General features: G+C 36.8%; 14 protein-coding genes. 2 read left to right on the forward strand and 12 right to left on the reverse strand.

Annotation, left to right across the window (positions count from 1 at the left end; genetic code table 11):
• Positions 1-3: 3 nt before the first annotated feature.
• The 3 genes from E7480_01840 to rpmE form a co-directional block, all read right to left on the reverse strand.
• A complete protein-coding gene (locus tag E7480_01840) occupies positions 4-954 on the reverse strand; it encodes a calcium/sodium antiporter (GenBank protein ID MBE6903331.1) in 951 nt (316 codons plus the stop codon).
• A gap of 7 nt (positions 955-961) precedes the next feature.
• Positions 962-3,607 carry a calcium-translocating P-type ATPase, PMCA-type gene (locus E7480_01845; GenBank protein MBE6903332.1) on the reverse strand — a complete coding sequence of 882 codons (2,646 nt, stop codon included), beginning with the start codon at positions 3,605-3,607 and terminating at the stop codon, positions 962-964.
• Positions 3,608-3,868: 261 nt separating this feature from the next.
• Positions 3,869-4,072, reverse strand: coding sequence for a 50S ribosomal protein L31 (rpmE, locus tag E7480_01850; protein ID MBE6903333.1), 204 nt, complete (start codon positions 4,070-4,072; stop codon positions 3,869-3,871).
• A gap of 165 nt (positions 4,073-4,237) precedes the next feature.
• On the opposite strand from rpmE, the gene lgt reads away from it, so the two are divergent.
• The gene (lgt, locus tag E7480_01855) at positions 4,238-5,149 is read left to right on the forward strand and encodes a prolipoprotein diacylglyceryl transferase (GenBank protein MBE6903334.1); all 912 of its coding nucleotides are present in this window, start codon (positions 4,238-4,240) and stop codon (positions 5,147-5,149) included.
• Positions 5,133-5,984: a bifunctional methylenetetrahydrofolate dehydrogenase/methenyltetrahydrofolate cyclohydrolase FolD gene (gene folD / locus E7480_01860; protein MBE6903335.1), complete on the forward strand. Its 852-nt coding sequence runs from the start codon at positions 5,133-5,135 to the stop codon at positions 5,982-5,984. Before lgt ends, folD begins: the two co-directional genes overlap by 17 nt.
• An 81-nt stretch (positions 5,985-6,065) precedes the next feature.
• On the opposite strand, the gene E7480_01865 is transcribed toward folD, so the two are convergent.
• The 9 genes from E7480_01865 to E7480_01905 are packed head-to-tail and all read right to left on the reverse strand — an operon-like array spanning position 6,066 to position 16,730.
• Positions 6,066-8,471 carry a leucine--tRNA ligase gene (locus E7480_01865; GenBank protein MBE6903336.1) on the reverse strand — a complete coding sequence of 802 codons (2,406 nt, stop codon included), beginning with the start codon at positions 8,469-8,471 and terminating at the stop codon, positions 6,066-6,068.
• Between the two features lie 32 nt (positions 8,472-8,503).
• The gene (gene rsfS, locus E7480_01870) at positions 8,504-8,857 is read right to left on the reverse strand and encodes a ribosome silencing factor (protein MBE6903337.1); all 354 of its coding nucleotides are present in this window, start codon (positions 8,855-8,857) and stop codon (positions 8,504-8,506) included.
• A gap of 25 nt (positions 8,858-8,882) precedes the next feature.
• The gene (locus E7480_01875) at positions 8,883-9,455 is read right to left on the reverse strand and encodes an HD domain-containing protein (GenBank protein ID MBE6903338.1); all 573 of its coding nucleotides are present in this window, start codon (positions 9,453-9,455) and stop codon (positions 8,883-8,885) included.
• Positions 9,455-10,054 (reverse strand): nicotinate (nicotinamide) nucleotide adenylyltransferase, encoded by a 600-nt coding sequence (gene nadD, locus E7480_01880; protein ID MBE6903339.1) that lies wholly within the window; start codon positions 10,052-10,054, stop codon positions 9,455-9,457. The genes E7480_01875 and nadD overlap by 1 nt, the downstream gene beginning before the upstream one ends.
• Positions 10,051-10,338 (reverse strand): ribosome assembly RNA-binding protein YhbY, encoded by a 288-nt coding sequence (gene yhbY / locus E7480_01885; protein MBE6903340.1) that lies wholly within the window; start codon positions 10,336-10,338, stop codon positions 10,051-10,053. Before yhbY ends, nadD begins: the two co-directional genes overlap by 4 nt.
• Positions 10,339-10,353: 15 nt before the next feature.
• A complete protein-coding gene (locus tag E7480_01890) occupies positions 10,354-10,944 on the reverse strand; it encodes an XTP/dITP diphosphatase (GenBank protein MBE6903341.1) in 591 nt (196 codons plus the stop codon).
• Positions 10,945-10,959: 15 nt separating this feature from the next.
• Positions 10,960-11,871, reverse strand: coding sequence for a signal recognition particle-docking protein FtsY (gene ftsY, locus E7480_01895; GenBank protein MBE6903342.1), 912 nt, complete (start codon positions 11,869-11,871; stop codon positions 10,960-10,962).
• Between the two features lie 16 nt (positions 11,872-11,887).
• Positions 11,888-15,457, reverse strand: a complete 3,570-nt coding sequence (gene smc, locus E7480_01900) for a chromosome segregation protein SMC (GenBank protein ID MBE6903343.1) — start codon at positions 15,455-15,457, stop codon at positions 11,888-11,890.
• A complete protein-coding gene (locus E7480_01905; protein MBE6903344.1) occupies positions 15,438-16,730 on the reverse strand; it encodes a 2-hydroxyglutaryl-CoA dehydratase in 1,293 nt (430 codons plus the stop codon). The genes smc and E7480_01905 overlap by 20 nt, the downstream gene beginning before the upstream one ends.
• Positions 16,731-16,745 lie beyond the last annotated feature (15 nt).

A 16,745-nucleotide genomic window follows, 5' to 3' on the forward strand; every position in this document is an offset into this window, starting at 1 on the left:
ATTTTAACCTATAAATATATATGTGAGATAGCTTGCGTAAATGACCAGTCCTGTTATTCCCTGCCATTTTTGGAATTTTCCCGTGAAAATCGTAGGCACAAGCATAACAAGTGTTATTGCTAAGCATACCGGAATATCAACAGCTATCGTTTGTGCATTTACAGGAATTGAGCCTTTGGAAATAATAGAACAAATAGGTAATATAAGTGCCATATCAATAGTATTTGCACCTATAATATTTCCCACAGATAAAGATGACTCTTTCTTAACTATCGCAGTTATTGTTGTAACAAGCTCGGGAAGAGATGTTCCTATTGCGATAGCAGTAAGAGCAATAATATTTTCAGGAACATTCAGCATAAGTGCTATTTCGCTTCCGTTATCTACAAGAAGCTGTGAGCCAAGAACAATTCCCGCTGCACCGAAAACAAACTTCAATACGTTTACTATTACTGTTTTAGTTGCAAGCTGAGGTCTCTCCTCCTCCGCTTCCTGTGTTGCCTGCTTAGCTTCTTTTATATTGAGGAAAATAAATACTGCAAACAGAACAAACAATATTATACTGCTTACAAGAGTAAGCTCGCCGCTAAGACTTAATAAAATTAAAAGAACTATTATTGATATGAGCAAAATTGCTTTAGGAATAAAAAGTTTTTTATTTACGGCAACTGTCATAAATAATATTCCTATTGCCATAATCATACCGGTATTGGCAGTAACAGAGCCTATGGCGTTTCCTGTTGCCATATCAACCTTTCCTTCAAAGGCTGCAAGGCTTGATACGATAATTTCAGGCAAAGTTGTTGCTAAGCTTACAATTGTCGCTCCCACAACAAATTTAGGAATTTTACTTATACGGGCAAACCAGCTTGCCGCATCAACAAAAAAGTCTCCTCCCTTTACAATCAAAACAACGCCGATTGCAAAAAGAAAAATAATTAAAGCTATTTCCATACTCTAATCACCGCTTATCTGTTTTTTCTGCTATTTTCATAATCAGCTTTACTAATTCAACAATAGGAATAACACTTATCGCAAGTCCCATCGCAACAGCGTATTCTAAGAGAGAAATGTGCGCAAAGCCAAACATATCCGAAATGCCAGGAATATATATTATAGCTGTTGTTAAAATTAAGGACAGTATCATTGCTCCGAACAAATAGAAATTGTGTCCTTTAAGAGAAAAGATAGATTTCTTACTTGACCTTAAATTGAACGAATGGAAAATCTCCGCCATTGACATTGTTAAAAATGCCATTGTCATTCCTGCATCGCTGTTTGTTATTGCCCATTCCCCTGTTTCTAAGAAATGGCCTATAAAATATGCTGATAAAGTTAAAATTGTAACCATTATTCCTTGATATACTACGTTAATTCCCAAGCCGTTGGAGAAAATTCCCTCTTTGGTAGACCTAGGACTGCGCTTCATTATATCAGGCTCTCCCTTTTCAAGACCTAATGCCAAAGCAGGAAAAGTATCAGTTATAAGGTTTATCCAAAGAATATGAACAGGATTTAAGATTACAAAGCCGAATATTGTTGCAATAAAAATACTTAAAACTTCGCTTAAGTTTGAAGCCAATAAAAACTGTATAGCTTTTCTTATATTGTCGTAAATTCTTCTGCCTTCTTTTACGGCATCTACAATAGTTGCAAAATTGTCGTCAGCGAGTACCATATCAGCAACGTTTTTGGTAACGTCAGTACCTGTAATTCCCATTCCTACGCCGATATCTGCGCTTTTTATAGAAGGAGCATCATTTACACCGTCGCCTGTCATAGCAGTTACCATACCTAATTTTTTCCATGTGGTAACTATTCTTACCTTGTGTTCAGGCTGAACACGGGCATATACGGAATATTGCTTGATTTTTTTTTCAAATTCTTCGTCACTTATTTCATTTAATTCAGCGCCTGTTATTGCCTGCGATGCAGAGGTTATTATTCCTAACTGCATAGCAATAGCAACCGCTGTATCCTTATGGTCACCCGTAATCATTATAGGACGTATTCCTGCGCTTTTACATTCTGCAATAGCATCGCAAACCTCTTCTCGCACAGGGTCAATCATTCCTGTAAGTCCTATAAATACAAGCTCATTTTCCAAGCTTTCGGGTGAAAATTCCTGTGGCTGTGTTGAATACTCTTTATAGGCTGCTGCCAAAACACGCAAAGCTTTATCTGCCATCGCTTTATTTTGGGCAAGTATTTGCTCTCTTTTCTCATTGGTAAGCTCGATTTTTTGACCATTTGAAAAAATATGAGTACATAGCTTCAAAACCTCATCGGGAGCGCCCTTTGTATACTGAACAAATGAGTCTTTATATTTATGAACTGTTGACATTCTTTTTCTTACAGAATCAAAAGGAGCTTCTCCTATTCTGGGGAAGTTTGCTTTTAAATCATTCTTTTCAAGACCAAGCTTAAAAGCATAATTTACAAGAGCACACTCAGTAGGCTCTCCTACTGCCTCTTTATTGTCATCCAATTCTGCATCCGAACAAAGAGCCATAGCAGAAGCAAGCAGCTTTTCATCCTCTGTAAAATGCTCTACAACAGTCATTTTGTTCTGAGTAAGTGTTCCTGTTTTATCTGAGCATATAATCTGCGTACAGCCTAAGGTTTCAACCGCTGTCAGCTTTCTTATAACAGCGTTTCTCTTTGACATCTTAGTAACGCCCATAGACAAAACAATCGTTACAACTGCCGCAAGACCTTCGGGTATAGCGGCAACAGCAAGAGAAACTGATACCATAAAGCTATCAATCATAACAGAGGGCTCAAAGCTACCGTTTTTGATAACGCTGAAGCCGAATATAAAAACACAGATGCCCAAAACTATGAAGGTTAATATTTTGCTAAGCTGTGAAAGCTTTATTTGTAAAGGAGTCTGAGACTCTTGTGCCTGGGTAAGTGCATTTGCAATTTTACCCATTTCTGTTTCCATTCCCGTTGCAACAACAACAGCTTTACCTCTTCCGTAAACAACGGTGCTTCCCATATACATCATATTTTTTCTATCGCCTAAAGGAACGTCTTTAGCACCATTAAGCTCAAGAGCTTCCACTTTTTTATCTACAGGTACAGATTCTCCTGTAAGTGCTGCCTCTTCAATTTTTAAAGAAGCCGATTCTATAATTCTTGCATCTGCAGGAACAGCATCTCCCGCTTCCAATAAAATTATATCGCCGCAAACTAACTCTTCACTCTTTATAATATGCACAGTTCCGTCACGTAGAACCTTTGAAGTTGCCGCAGTCATTTCTTTAAGGGCATCAATGGCTTTTTCTGCCTTGCTTTCCTGAAGAACGCCAAGCACGGAATTTATAATTACAACAAAAAGAATTATAAATACATCTACCAACGATTCGCCTTCAAAAACCGCAGTAACGCCTGAAATAGCCGCCGCAATTATTAAAATAATTATCATCGGGTCGGAAATCTGATTTAAAAATCTTCTTGCAATAGATGTCTTTTTCCCCTCTGCAAGCTTGTTCTTTCCGTATTTTTCAAGTCTTTCAGACGCTTGCTGTGCGCTTAAGCCTTTTAAAGCATCAGTTTTCTGATTTTCTAAAATTTGCTGAGCGCTTTCTAAATATTCTCTCATTTGTATAACTCCTTTTCTAAGTTATATAAAAAAAGACCTTTAATATGGAAATTCCACATTAAAAGTCTTGTTCCTTTAAACGAAAGGCGCAAAGCCAGATGAAAAATCATCGGTATGTTGACTTTGCAAAAAAACTACTCCCTTTTAACAAGACAAATTATATAGTATATTTTTACCAATGTCAAGAGATTTATTTATTTTTGGTAAAAAGAGGCTGTAAAAAAACTTTCGTTTTTTTACAGCCTCTTTATTCGTTAAAAACTATTTACCAAGACCGAAACGCTTATTAAATCTGTCAACACGTCCGCCTGTATCAACCAGCTTCTGCTTTCCGGTATAGAAAGGATGACATTTTGAACAAATTTCAACCTTAATTTCCTTCTTTGTGGATTTGGTATTGATAACCTCACCGCAAGCACATTTGATAACTGCGTCCTGGTATTCCGGATGTATTCCTTCTCTCATTATGTTTCACCCCATATCCTAAAAAATCGCATAAATACCATACTGCACTATATAATAACATAAATTATTTCCATTTGCAAGCATTTTTTTCTTTTTTCTTAAAAAATTTTTAAAATAAAAAAACAACTGGACATTCATATACTTTCATAGTATAATTATTTCTATATGTTAGGAGGATGCTCAATGAATATTTCTTTTCCCGGTATTGGGATAAATAATGTTGAAGTACCGAGAGTCTTTATAAAAATAGGCAGCTTTGCTATTTATTGGTATGCTATTCTTATAACGATAGGTATAGTTCTTGCTTTTATTTTTGCTTTAAGAAACTGCAAAAAATTCAATCTTGTTTCGGACAATATATATGATGCTTTACTTTTTGGACTTCCCTGTGCCATTGTCGGCGCAAGACTTTATTATGTTATCTTCACTTTAGGAGATATCGAGTCCTTTGGTGAAATTTTCAACCTAAGAAAAGGCGGTCTTGCTATTTTCGGCGGTATTATAGGTGCTTTTTTCGGAGGACTTATTCTTTGCAAAATTAAGAAAATTAAATTTTCCTCTCTTCTTGATGTTGCTTCAATGGGCTTCCTTATAGGTCAATGCATCGGCAGATGGGGCAATTTCTTCAACGGTGAGGTTTACGGAGTTGAAACATCTCTCCCCTGGAGAATGGTTATTGAAAACGATTACGCTACTAAGAATGGCGTTCATCCTTTATTCTTATATGAAAGTCTTTGGAATTTATTAGGCTTTATTCTTTTATTTATATTTGTTAAGAAAGCTAAAAAGCGTTTCAGCGGTCAGGTTGCTTTAATGTACGTTATCTGGTACGGCTTCGGACGTGGCTTTTTAGAAGGCTTAAGACAGCAGGAATTTATTATTAAAGGACTTTTCGGCGGCTATGTTTCTCAGATTTTAGGCTTCATATCAGCCATAGTTGCTTTAATTATTCTTATAGTTCTTACAAAAAAGAATAAAGAGACTAAAAACTATGTTAAAGTTTTTGATGTTCCCGCTACCGAATTGCAAAATGAAATTAAAATAGAAAAGGAAGATGAAAATGGCGACAATAATTGACGGAAAATTAACCTCTCAGCACGTCAAAGACCAAGTTAAAGCTGAGGTTACAGAGCTTAATCAAAAAAATATTTTTCCCGGACTTGCAGTTATTATAGTAGGAAATGACCCTGCATCTCAGACATACGTTGCAAACAAAGAAAAGGCTTGTGCTTATACAGGAATTTACTCTGAAAAATATGCCCTTGATGAAAACACAACTCAACAAGAGCTTTTAAGCCTTATTGACCGTTTAAACGAGGATAAAAAAATCAACGGTATTCTTGTTCAGCTTCCCTTACCTAAAGGACTTGACGATAAAGCTGTTATTGACAGAATTTCTCCCATTAAAGACGTTGATGCTTTTTCCGACCAAAGCGTTGGAAAGATTATGATTGGCGATTACGATTTCCTTCCCTGTACCCCTGCAGGTGTTATGGAGCTTTTGAAAGAATACAATATTGATATATGCTCCAAAAACTGTGTTGTTATCGGACGCAGTAATATTGTAGGCAAGCCTATGGCTATGCTTCTTTTACATTCCAACGGAACAGTAACTATTTGTCATTCAAAAACAAAGAATTTAAAAGAAATCTGCGCAGGAGCTGACATTCTTGTTGCTGCTATCGGAAAGCCTAAGTTCGTAACTGCAGATATGGTTAAGGAAGGCGCTGTTGTAATAGACGTAGGAATAAACAGAGACGAAAACGGCAAGCTTTGCGGCGACGTTGATTTTGAAAATGTTTCTAAAAAAGCTTCCTTTATTACCCCTGTTCCCGGCGGAGTTGGTCCTATGACAATAGCTACTCTTATGAAAAATACTGTTACAGCCGCAAAGAAGCAAAATAACATCTAATGGCTGTAAAGTTATATCTCTTTACATATAAAAACGGCAGATGCTGAGTGCATCTGCCGTTTTTGAACGTATTGACAAACCTTATTTTACTACGATATTTAAAAGCTTATTGGGAACATAAATAATTTTAACTATTTCTTTTCCTTCAAGTGCTGCCGCTACTTTTTCATCGGCTTTAGCAATTGCTACCGCTTCATCCTGAGAAACGCCTGCTGCTGCACTTATTCTTGATTTAAGCTTTCCGTTCACCTGAACAACTATTTCGGTAAAGCTATCCTTAGTCTTACTTTCATCAAACTTAGGATATTGCTGTCCGGTTACCATACCTTCAAATTTCATAGCTTCCCACATTTCCTCAGTGATATGAGGAGCAAAGGGATTAAGCAATAAAATATAAGTTTTCAGCTCGTCTTTTGTAATCTTTTTCTTGTCATAAAATTCATTTAAAAGAGACATAAGAGAAGCTATTGCTGTATTGAATTTAAGGCTTTCTATATCCTCGGTAACCTTTTTAATTGTTTTATGCATACTGTTTTCAAGTTCTTTTGAATATCCGCTTTCGTCAGTTGCAATATCCATTAGTGACCAGGAGCGCTCAAGGAAACGCTTACAGCCTTTTATACTTGAAGAGGACCAAGGAGCCGCTTTTTCAAAATCGCCTATAAACATCTCATAAAGACGTAAGGTATCTGCTCCGTACTCATTTACAATCTCATCGGGATTTACTACGTTTCCTCTTGATTTGGACATCTTTTCATTGTTCTCACCTAAAATCATACCGTGTGAGGTACGCTTTGCGTAAGGCTCTGCTGTGGGAACAATGCCGATATCATATAAGAACTTATGCCAGAAACGAGAATAAAGAAGATGTAGAGTTGTATGCTCCATGCCGCCGTTATACCAGTCAACAGGAAGCCAGTACTTAAGCGCTTCTTCACTTGCAAGTGCTTTTGTTTCATTGGGGTCTGTATAACGTAAGAAATACCAGGAAGAGCCTGCCCACTGAGGCATTGTATCTGTTTCTCTTTTTGCAGGACCTTTGCAATGAGGACAGGTTGTATTTACCCAATCTGTCATTTTAGAAAGGGGTGATTCTCCTGTATCTGTAGGCTCATAAGAATCAACCTCGGGAAGTCTTAAGGGTAAATCACTCTCATCAAGAGGTACCCAACCGCATTTTTCGCAATATACAAGCGGAATAGGCTCTCCCCAATAACGCTGACGGGAGAATACCCAGTCTCTGAGCTTGTAATTTACTTTAGCGTGTCCTATTCCCTTTTCTTCAAGGAATTTAATTATTTTCTCTTTTGCATCCTTTACGGAAAGTCCGTCCAAAATGCCTGAGTTAATCATTGTACCGCTTTCAATATCGGTATATGCTTCTTTTTCTATGTTTCCGCCTGCAACAACCTCTATCATAGGTAAATTAAAGGTTTTTGCAAAATCATAGTCACGGGTATCGTGAGCAGGTACTGCCATAATAGCGCCTGTACCGTAAGTCATAAGTACATAGTCTGATACAAAAATCGGAATTTCTTTTTCATTTACAGGATTTATTGCGCTTATTCCGTCAAGCCTTACACCTGTTTTTTCCTTTACCATTTCGGTACGCTCGAAATCGGATTTTTTAGCTGCAATTTCTCTGTATTTTACTACTTCATCATAGTTTTTAAGAAGAGCTTTGTTCTTCTCAATCATAGGATGCTCGGGAGAAATTACCATATAAGTAGCGCCGTAGAGAGTGTCGGGACGTGTTGTATATACAGTTAAAGAGTCTCCGTTTGTTATTTTGAAATCAACCTCTGCTCCTGTTGAACGGCCTATCCAGTTTTTCTGCTGAGTTTTTACTCTTTCGATGTAGTTTACTGTATCAAGGTCGTCAATAAGACGCTGAGCATATTCTGTTATTTTAAGCATCCATTGGCTTTTATCTTTGTGAACTACTTCGCTTCCGCAACGCTCGCAAACACCGTTCACAACCTCTTCATTTGCAAGTACAACCTTACAGGAGGTACACCAGTTTACTGACATTTCCTTTTTGTAAGCAAGTCCTTTTTTGAAGAGCTGAATAAAAATCCACTGTGTCCACTTATAGTAATCGGGGTTTGTTGTATCTATTTCTCTTGACCAGTCAAAAGAAAGACCTAACGACTGAAGCTGTTTTTTGAAATTGGCAATATTCTTTTCAGTTACAACCTCAGGGTGAATTTTATTTTTAATTGCAAAATTTTCGGTAGGCAGACCAAAAGCGTCCCAACCCATAGGATAAAGAACGTTATAGCCTTCCATACGTCTTTTTCTTGCTACAACGTCAAGCGCTGTATAAGAACGGGGGTGTCCGACGTGCAAGCCCTGTCCGGAAGGATAAGGAAATTCTACAAGTGCATAGAATTTAGGCTTATCATATTCGTTTTTTGCGTGGAAAACTCCTTTTTCCTCCCAAATTTCCTGCCATTTCTTCTCAATAGCTTTAAAATCGTACTTCATTACTCTTTTGCCTCTCTTTTTATGTCAATTTATTATAACTCTATTGTAACCTTCTCGGCATCTGCCCACAGCTTTTCAAGATTATAAAATTCTCTTGTTTCTTTGCTGAATACGTGAACTATCAAGGTGCCGTAATCGAGCAATACCCAGTTTCCGTCATTGTAGCCTTCTCTGTGAAGAAGGTGTAAATCGGTTTGTTCAAGCATAGCTTCAACTGTATCTGCAAGAGTTTTTATCTGTGTTGTAGATGTACCCTCAGCAATAACAAAATAGTCTGCAAGCACAGTAAGACGGTCTATTTTTAAAACCTCTATATTCTGACCTTTTTTACTGTCAAGCGCTTCATATGCTATTTTTGCATAATTAAATACTTCATCTTTATTCATTGTGCCACTGTCAGCCTTTCATAAGTTAATTTTTCTGATTTTCAACAAAAACATTGTATGCTTCAATTGTATCCGGATGTAACAATGTTCCTTTTTTAGCAACCTCGATAATAGAAGAGCGTAAAGCTGTAAGCATTGCAAAATCAAGCCCTTTTTCTTCTAAAGCCTGCCGTATTTCCTCTACACCGTCATAAGTTCTGTTTGGCTCTACGCAATCGGCAATATAAATTATTTTATCAAGCTCTGTCATATATTTATTTGCAGTTGTATGATACCTTACAGCTCTTACAATTTCTTCATCCTCAATATTGAGAAGATATCTTACATAGTATGCCCCTGTATGCTGATGTAAAACCTTGGGCTCGTTTTTCTCAACAAAATCAAGCTCGATTTTATAATCAATGCAAAAGTCCATTTGTTCTTTTGGAGACAATTCTTTTGTAATATCATGTAAAAGTCCTGCAAAATAAGCTTTTTCTTCATCAACTGAATATATTTTTGCAAGCTTTACTGCAGTTTCTGCAACGCCTATTGTATGCTTATATTTTTTCTCCGAAAGTCTGTCCTTAAGAAGCCTTAATAAAAATTTTTTATCCATTATTTATAAAGCCCCCTTTTTTTAATATACTCATAAACCTCGTCGGGTATTAAGCCAAAACAGCTTTCCCCTGCTTTAATTTTTTCACGAACCTGTGTTGAGCTTATGCTCAAAGGCTCAATATCAAGAATTTCAAGCCGAGCATTGTATTTTTCTTTTAAAAACTCACTGTGCTTTTTTATTTTTTCAGCCTCGTCTTTGTTTCTCGGTGCCGCAACAATTACACAGTTTTTACATATATTCTCCGTCTTATACCAATTCTGAAGGGTTAAAACCATATCAGTACCCATAATTAAATAGAGAGTATCATTTTTATACTGCTGTTTCAATTCGGTAACAGTATCAGAGGTATAACAAGGAACATCTTTAAAAATCTCTATATCCAATACATTATAATTTATTTTATCTGAAAATGCAATATCTGTCATATTAAATCTGTCAATGTTCTCTGCACCGCCTGCAAGCTTTTTATGCGGCGGATTTCCCGCAGGAATAATAAGCATCTTATCAAGCTTTAAAAGCTCTGTAGCTTTTTTTGCCAGATAAATATGACCGCAATGTATAGGATTAAAGCTTCCGCCTAATATTCCAATTTTCATAGCTGTATTTTCTTTTTATCTTTTGACTCTTTGTAAAGCACAAATTTTGAGCCGATAACCTGTACTACATCGCAGTTTATCATTTCAGCTAATTCATTTGCCGCTTCCTTTGCACTTACAGGTGATGTTTCAAGAACGCTTAATTTAATTAACTCTCTTGCATTAAGAGCATCTCTTACCTGATTTATAAGGTTATCATTTATTCCTATTTTTCCAACCTGCAAAATAGCTGTCTGTGTATTTGCAAGGGAGCGTAAATACGCACGTTGTTTTGATGTAAGCATTTATTATACCTATCCTTAAATATATTTTTCAAGCTCTTTTACAAAAAGCTTAAGAGCATTTGCTCTGTGCGAAATTTTATTTTTAATTTCAGGCTCTATTTCTGCCATAGTTTTTTTATATTGTTCAATATAAAATATAGGGTCATAACCAAAGCCGTTTTCACCCTGAGGCGCACAAAGTATCTCACCGTCAACTGTGCCTCTTACTGTAAATTCTCTTCCGTCGGGAAATACACAGGCAACTGCGCTTACAAAATAAGCTTTTCTATTTTCCATATTTTTCATATTGTAAATTAAAAGTTCGTATCTGTCAATATCATTTTGACATTTATCGCCACCGTAGCGAGCTGAATATATTCCCGGCTCTCCGTTCAAAGCTTCTACACAAAGTCCGCTGTCATCCGCAACGGCAGGACATCCTGAAAGCTTACAAACCGTTCTTGCCTTTATAAGAGCATTTTCTTCGAAGGTAAGTCCATCTTCCTCTATTTCTGTATTTATTCCCGCTTCCTTCATTGATTTTGCATTTATATTAAATTCATCAAGAATTGCGCTTAGCTCTTTAAGCTTTTTTTGATTATTTGTAGCAATAACAAAATTATGCATATCTTTTTTCTCCTTTTATGGCTCAATTAAAGCGTTTGCAAAATCTCTTGCGTTAAAGGGCTGAAGGTCGTCCATCTTTTCACCAACGCCTATAAACTTAACAGGAACATTAAGTTCTTCCTTAACTGAAATAACCATTCCGCCTCTTGCTGTTCCGTCAAGCTTTGTTAGGATTATTCCGGTTATTGCCGCAGAATTTTTAAATTCACGTGCTTGATTTAAAGCGTTTTGACCTGTTGTTGCATCAAGCACTAAAAGAGTTTCTCTTGATGTATCGGGTAATTCTCTGTCAAGTACTCTTGAAATTTTGGCAAGCTCATCCATAAGATGCTTTTTATTATGAAGTCTTCCTGCTGTATCGCAAATTATACAATCTGCTCCTCTTGCCTTTCCTGCCTGTACAGTATCAAAAATAACTGCTGCAGGGTCACTTCCCTCAGTGTGCTTTACTATATCGACACCTACACGCTGTGCCCATATTTCAAGCTGTTCTATTGCGGCAGCTCTAAAGGTATCTCCTGCGCCTAAAATAACCTTTTTTCCCTGTGATTTAAAGTGATTTGCAAGCTTTGCAATAGAAGTTGTTTTACCTACTCCGTTTACTCCTATTACAAGAATTACAGCAGGTTTTTTTGATATATCCAGCTGTATTTTTTCATCATCCATAAGAGAGGTCAAAATTTCAACAAGCTGTTGTTTGAGCTCCTCAGTATCTTTAATTTTTTCAAGTTTTGCCGCACTTCTTAGCTCATCTATTATTTTTTCGGACACCTCATAACCCACATCAGATGTTATAAGAATTTCCATAAGCTCTTCTAAAAAATCCTCATCAACTGTACGGAAATTTGCAAAAAGCCCATTCAAAGAATTTGACATTCCGTCTTTTGTTTTAGTGAGACCTTTTTTGATTTTTTCAAAAAAACCCATTTATATCCCCTGCTTCTTAATTGAGATTTAATTTTTCCACCATTTCATTTACATTGATTGTCAAAAGCTTGCTGACACCTTTTTCCTGCATTGTAACTCCGTAAAGTCTGTCAGCCTCTTCCATTGTTCCTCTTCTGTGAGTAATGGTAATAAACTGTGTTTTATTCGTTAATCTACGCAGATATTCAGCATATCTGTTGACGTTTACATCATCAAGCGCCGCCTCAATCTCGTCAAGCAGACAAAACGGTGTAGGACGTACACGCAAAATAGCAAAATAAAGCGCTATTGCAACGAAGGCTTGCTCTCCGCCCGAAAGTGCTGAAAGATGCTTTATTATTTTTCCAGGAGGCGCAACGTTTATTTCTATTCCCGAGGTCAACACATCTGTCGGATCGGAAAGAGTAAGCTTTGCTGTACCGCCGCCAAATAATTCAATAAACGTCTGATTAAAGTTTTCGTTGATAACTTTAAATTGCTCTGTAAAGATTTCACGCATTTTTGAGGTAAGCTCTGTTATTATTTTCAAGAGCTCGTTTTTAGCTGTATCTATATCAGAAATTTGTGCTGTAAGTAAATCATAACGCTCTTTTACGGTTTTATATTCTTCCACCGCATTAAGATTTACGTCACCCATTTTCTTCATTTCCGATTTTATATCGCTTATACGCTTATTGGCTTTTGGAACACTCTCAAGCTCTTGTCTGAAGGGCTGAGCATCTGACACTGTAAGCTCGTATTCGTCCCACAGCTTTAAAATAATGCCGTCGCATTCCATTTGTACGTTTGCTTTTTTACCCTCTAAACGCTCAACCTCTGCAACGTATTTACTCTTTATTTCAGCCTCTGCTTTTTCACGCTCACGCTCAACAGTTATCTGCTTTTCAGCATCCTCACGCTGTTTTATAAGGAGTTGAGTTTGCTCTTTTTTAGCTTTTATTTCGCCTGCAAAAGTAACACCTTGTTTTTCAAGCTCAATTATCTGATTGTTAAGCTGTTCATTATTTTGCTTTATCTGTTCAATCTGAGCATATCTTGCTTCGTTTGATTTACCTTGAAGCTCAAGAGTATTGTTAAGCTCAATTATAGCCTCTTTATTTGCCTCTATATCCTTACTTACATTTAGAATTTCAAGGCGTTTTTGAGAAATTCCGCTGTTAAGCTGTTCTCTTTGAGCAGCTATATCGTTTGTTCCTGCAGTAAGCTGTGCAAGTGCCTCTTGAATCTTTGCTTCCTGTGTTTCAAGCTCAGCAATTTCAGTTCTTAATTGCAAACCTTGTTTTTTAAGATTTTCCGTATCTTCTTCTAATTTCTTACGGTCATTCTCAAAATTATCAAGCTCATTTTGCAAATCTGCAGCAAGTCCTTCAATGTGAGAAAGCTCGCTTCTTTCTAAAATCAGCTCATCATCAAGCACACGGTTTTCAGCGTTTGCGCCATCTAAAGAAGCTGTAAGCGATGCCACCTCTGCCTGAATATCTTTAAGGCTCTGAGCCTGTGTATCAAGCTTTTGCTCAAGCTCCTCAACAGAGGCTTTAAGACGTCCGATTTCGTTTGCTCTTGTAAGTATTCCCGCATTTTTAACAGATGAACCGCCTGTTAAAGAACCGCCTGCATTTACCTGCTGACCGTCCGAAGTTACTATTCTGTATTTATAGCCTGTAGCTTTAGCCATTCTTATAGCATTGTCAATATGGTCAACAACTATCGTTCTTCCAAGCAGAGAGTTTACTACACCTGAAAACTTAGAGTCAAACTCTACAAGCTTTGCGCCTATTCCTATAAATCCTTCAAACTTTTCAAAATCCTTCTCATTTACACTTGAAGAATTTACTGAAGATAGAGGTAAAAAGGTTGCTCTGCCCGCTTTTTTGGATTTAAGGAAATAGATTGCCGCCTTAGCATCATTTTCAGTATCTACAACTATGTTTTGGATTGCTGCTCCGAGTGCCGTTTCTATAGCAAGAGAATTTTCATCAGAAACGTTGATTACTGAGGAAACTGTTCCGTAAATTCCCTTTAATCCGCCTCTTGAATACTCCTCCATAACAGCCTTTACGCTTCCCGAAAAGCCTTCAAAATGACGTTGCATATCGGTAAGCATTTTTATTTTTTGATTAGCTGTCATAAACTCTACATTTAAAGCATCATAGCTTTTTTGCATTGATACAGCTTTTTCCTGTCTGCTTTTCAGCTTAAGAGAATATCCGTTTATTATATTGGAAAGCGATTTTTGCTTATTCTCTTTCTGAGTAATAGCATCTGTCGTTTCTTTCTTTTTATCAAGAAGCGCTTTTAATGACTCTTGTTTGTTTGCTTTTTCGTCGTCCAATTCATTTAAACGCTTGTTAGAAGCTTCAAAATTAGCAGTTGCCGAGCTTTCTGCAATTTTAATGTCGGTAAGCTTTGTGCTTAAAGCCATAGCCTGCTGACTCTTTTCTTCAATTACCGCCGCTTGCTCTTTACTTGCACTTTCTAATTTTGTGCTTTCAGCTATAACAGTATTAAGCTGAGCTTCCAAATTGACTTTTTCGTTTTCAAGCTTTTCAATTTGTGTCTTTTTATCTTCTATTTGTAATTTTATCTGCTGTTCCTGTTGCCCTTGTTGGTTTATCTCTTCCTCTATTCTTGCTATTCCCTCGTTATTGTGAAGAATATCATTTTTCAATATTGCAATATCAGAGGATAAATTGATGCTTTTTTCTTCAATCTGATGTATTTCGTTTCTTATATTATCTATTTCAACAGTTATTTGTCTTGTAGCTTCATAGCTTTTATCTATCTGACGTTCAATAGCCTCTAATTTTGTTTCAGAGTCAGCTAACAGGTTTTTGGCATTTTTACAGTCTGCTTCAAGCTTTTCAATACCTTGTTTGATTTTTTCAATATTGTCAAGCCATACGCTAATTTCAAGAATTCTTCTCTCGTCACGTAAAATAAGATATTTCTGTGCCTTTTCAGACTGTATTCTCAAAGGCTCTACTCTGTCCTCAAGCTCTGTTAAGATATCTCTTAATCTCAGTAAGTTTTCTTCTGTTGCCTGAAGCTTTCTTTCTGTCTCCGCTTTTCTGTAACGGAACTTTGAAATTCCCGCTGCCTCTTCAAAAATCTGACGTCTGTCTTCGCTTTTTACCGACAAAATTTCAGCTATTCTGCCCTGTCCGATAATAGAATAGCCGTCCTTACCTAAACCGGTATCCATAAAAAGCTCATTTATGTCTTTTAGTCTTACCGGTGCTCTGTTTATAAAATATTCACTTTCACCCGAACGGTAATAACGTCTTGTAACGGTTATTTCGTTATATTCAAGAGGAAGCTCTCCGTCAGAATTATCTATTGTAAGTGAAACCTCTGCAAAACCTAAAGGCTTTCTGTCCTGAGTGCCGTCAAATATGACGTCCTCCATTTTGACGCCTCTCAAGGTTTTTGAGGACATTTCACCCAATACCCAGCGCACTGCATCGGCAATATTACTTTTACCGCTTCCGTTAGGACCTACAATAGCTGTAATTCCGTCTGTAAACAGTATTTCGGTTTTGTCGGGAAATGACTTAAATCCCTGAATTTCAAGACTTTTTAAAAGCATTTACATTCTCCATATCCGTAGTTTTTTCTGTCTGCTGTGTTTCTCTTGCATTTGCAAGCATAAGCTTTATCCTGTTTTCCTGATTGGCTTTTGTTGCTCCGGGGTCATAATCTATTGCAACAATATTGGACTGAGGATAATTATCACGCAATTTTTTTATCATACCCTTGCCTATTATATGATTAGGCAGGCACCCAAAAGGCTGAGTACAAACTATATTAGGAACTCCACTTTCAATAAGCTCTAACATCTCGGAAATAAGAAGCCAGCCTTCTCCCATTTTATTTCCTATTCCTACATATCCTTTAACAAGCTCTTTTTTATGGAAAAACTCAGTAAGAGTATTAAAGCGTTCATATGGCTTAAGCACCTCAAGCATTATATTCTGACAGTTGACCATATATTTTCTAAGCCACTTTGCAACAGTTGCTTTTATAATACCCGAACCAAAAAGTCTTCTGTCCTCCACCATAGCATCACAGGTATATAATATAAAGTCAAGCAAGCCGTACATAACAGGCTGTGCGCCTTCTTTGAGTAAAAATTCTTCTAAATCGTTATTTCCAAGAGGTGCAAATTTTACATATATTTCTCCCACTATACCTACTTTTATTTTATTTTCGTTATTAACCTCTATTTTAGCAAAAGACTCTGTTATTTTAATTGCGTTTTCACGGTAGGTTTTCTGACAAATTCTTTTTCCCTTTTTAAACTGTTCATAAAGCTTATGTACCCATTCTTCCGTGAGCTTATCACAGCTTCCTTTTATCTTTTCATAGGGTTTTACGCATTGGGAAAGATGCATTAAAATATCTCCGTACAAAAGAGCAAAAATCAGTTCACTCAAAAGCTTAAAATTAAGCTTAAAGCCGGGATTTTTTTCAAGTCCTGCAAGGTTTAAGGAGATAACAGGAACATATTCCAGACCACTTTTTTTAAGGGCTTTTCTCAAAAGATTGATATAATTAGACGCCCTACATCCGCCGCCTGTCTGAGTTATCATAAGGGCAACCTTGTTTTTATCGTACTTTCCGCTTTTTAAGGCATCAATAAATTGTCCGATAACAAGTAATGCAGGATAACAGGTATCGTTATGAACATTTTTAAGACCTTCGTCAACAATGCCTCTGTGGGAAGTTGTGAGAAGCTCTGCATTATATCCGTGCTTCCAGAAAACTCTCTGCAAAAGTCTGAAATGAACGGGAAGCATATTCGGAATAAGGATTGTGTAATCCTTTTTCATTTGTTTTGTAAATATAACTCTGTCTGCCATATGTACTCCGTTTCA

This window comes from Oscillospiraceae bacterium (genome assembly GCA_015067255.1).
Classification (GTDB): domain Bacteria; phylum Bacillota; class Clostridia; order Oscillospirales; family SIG519; genus SIG519.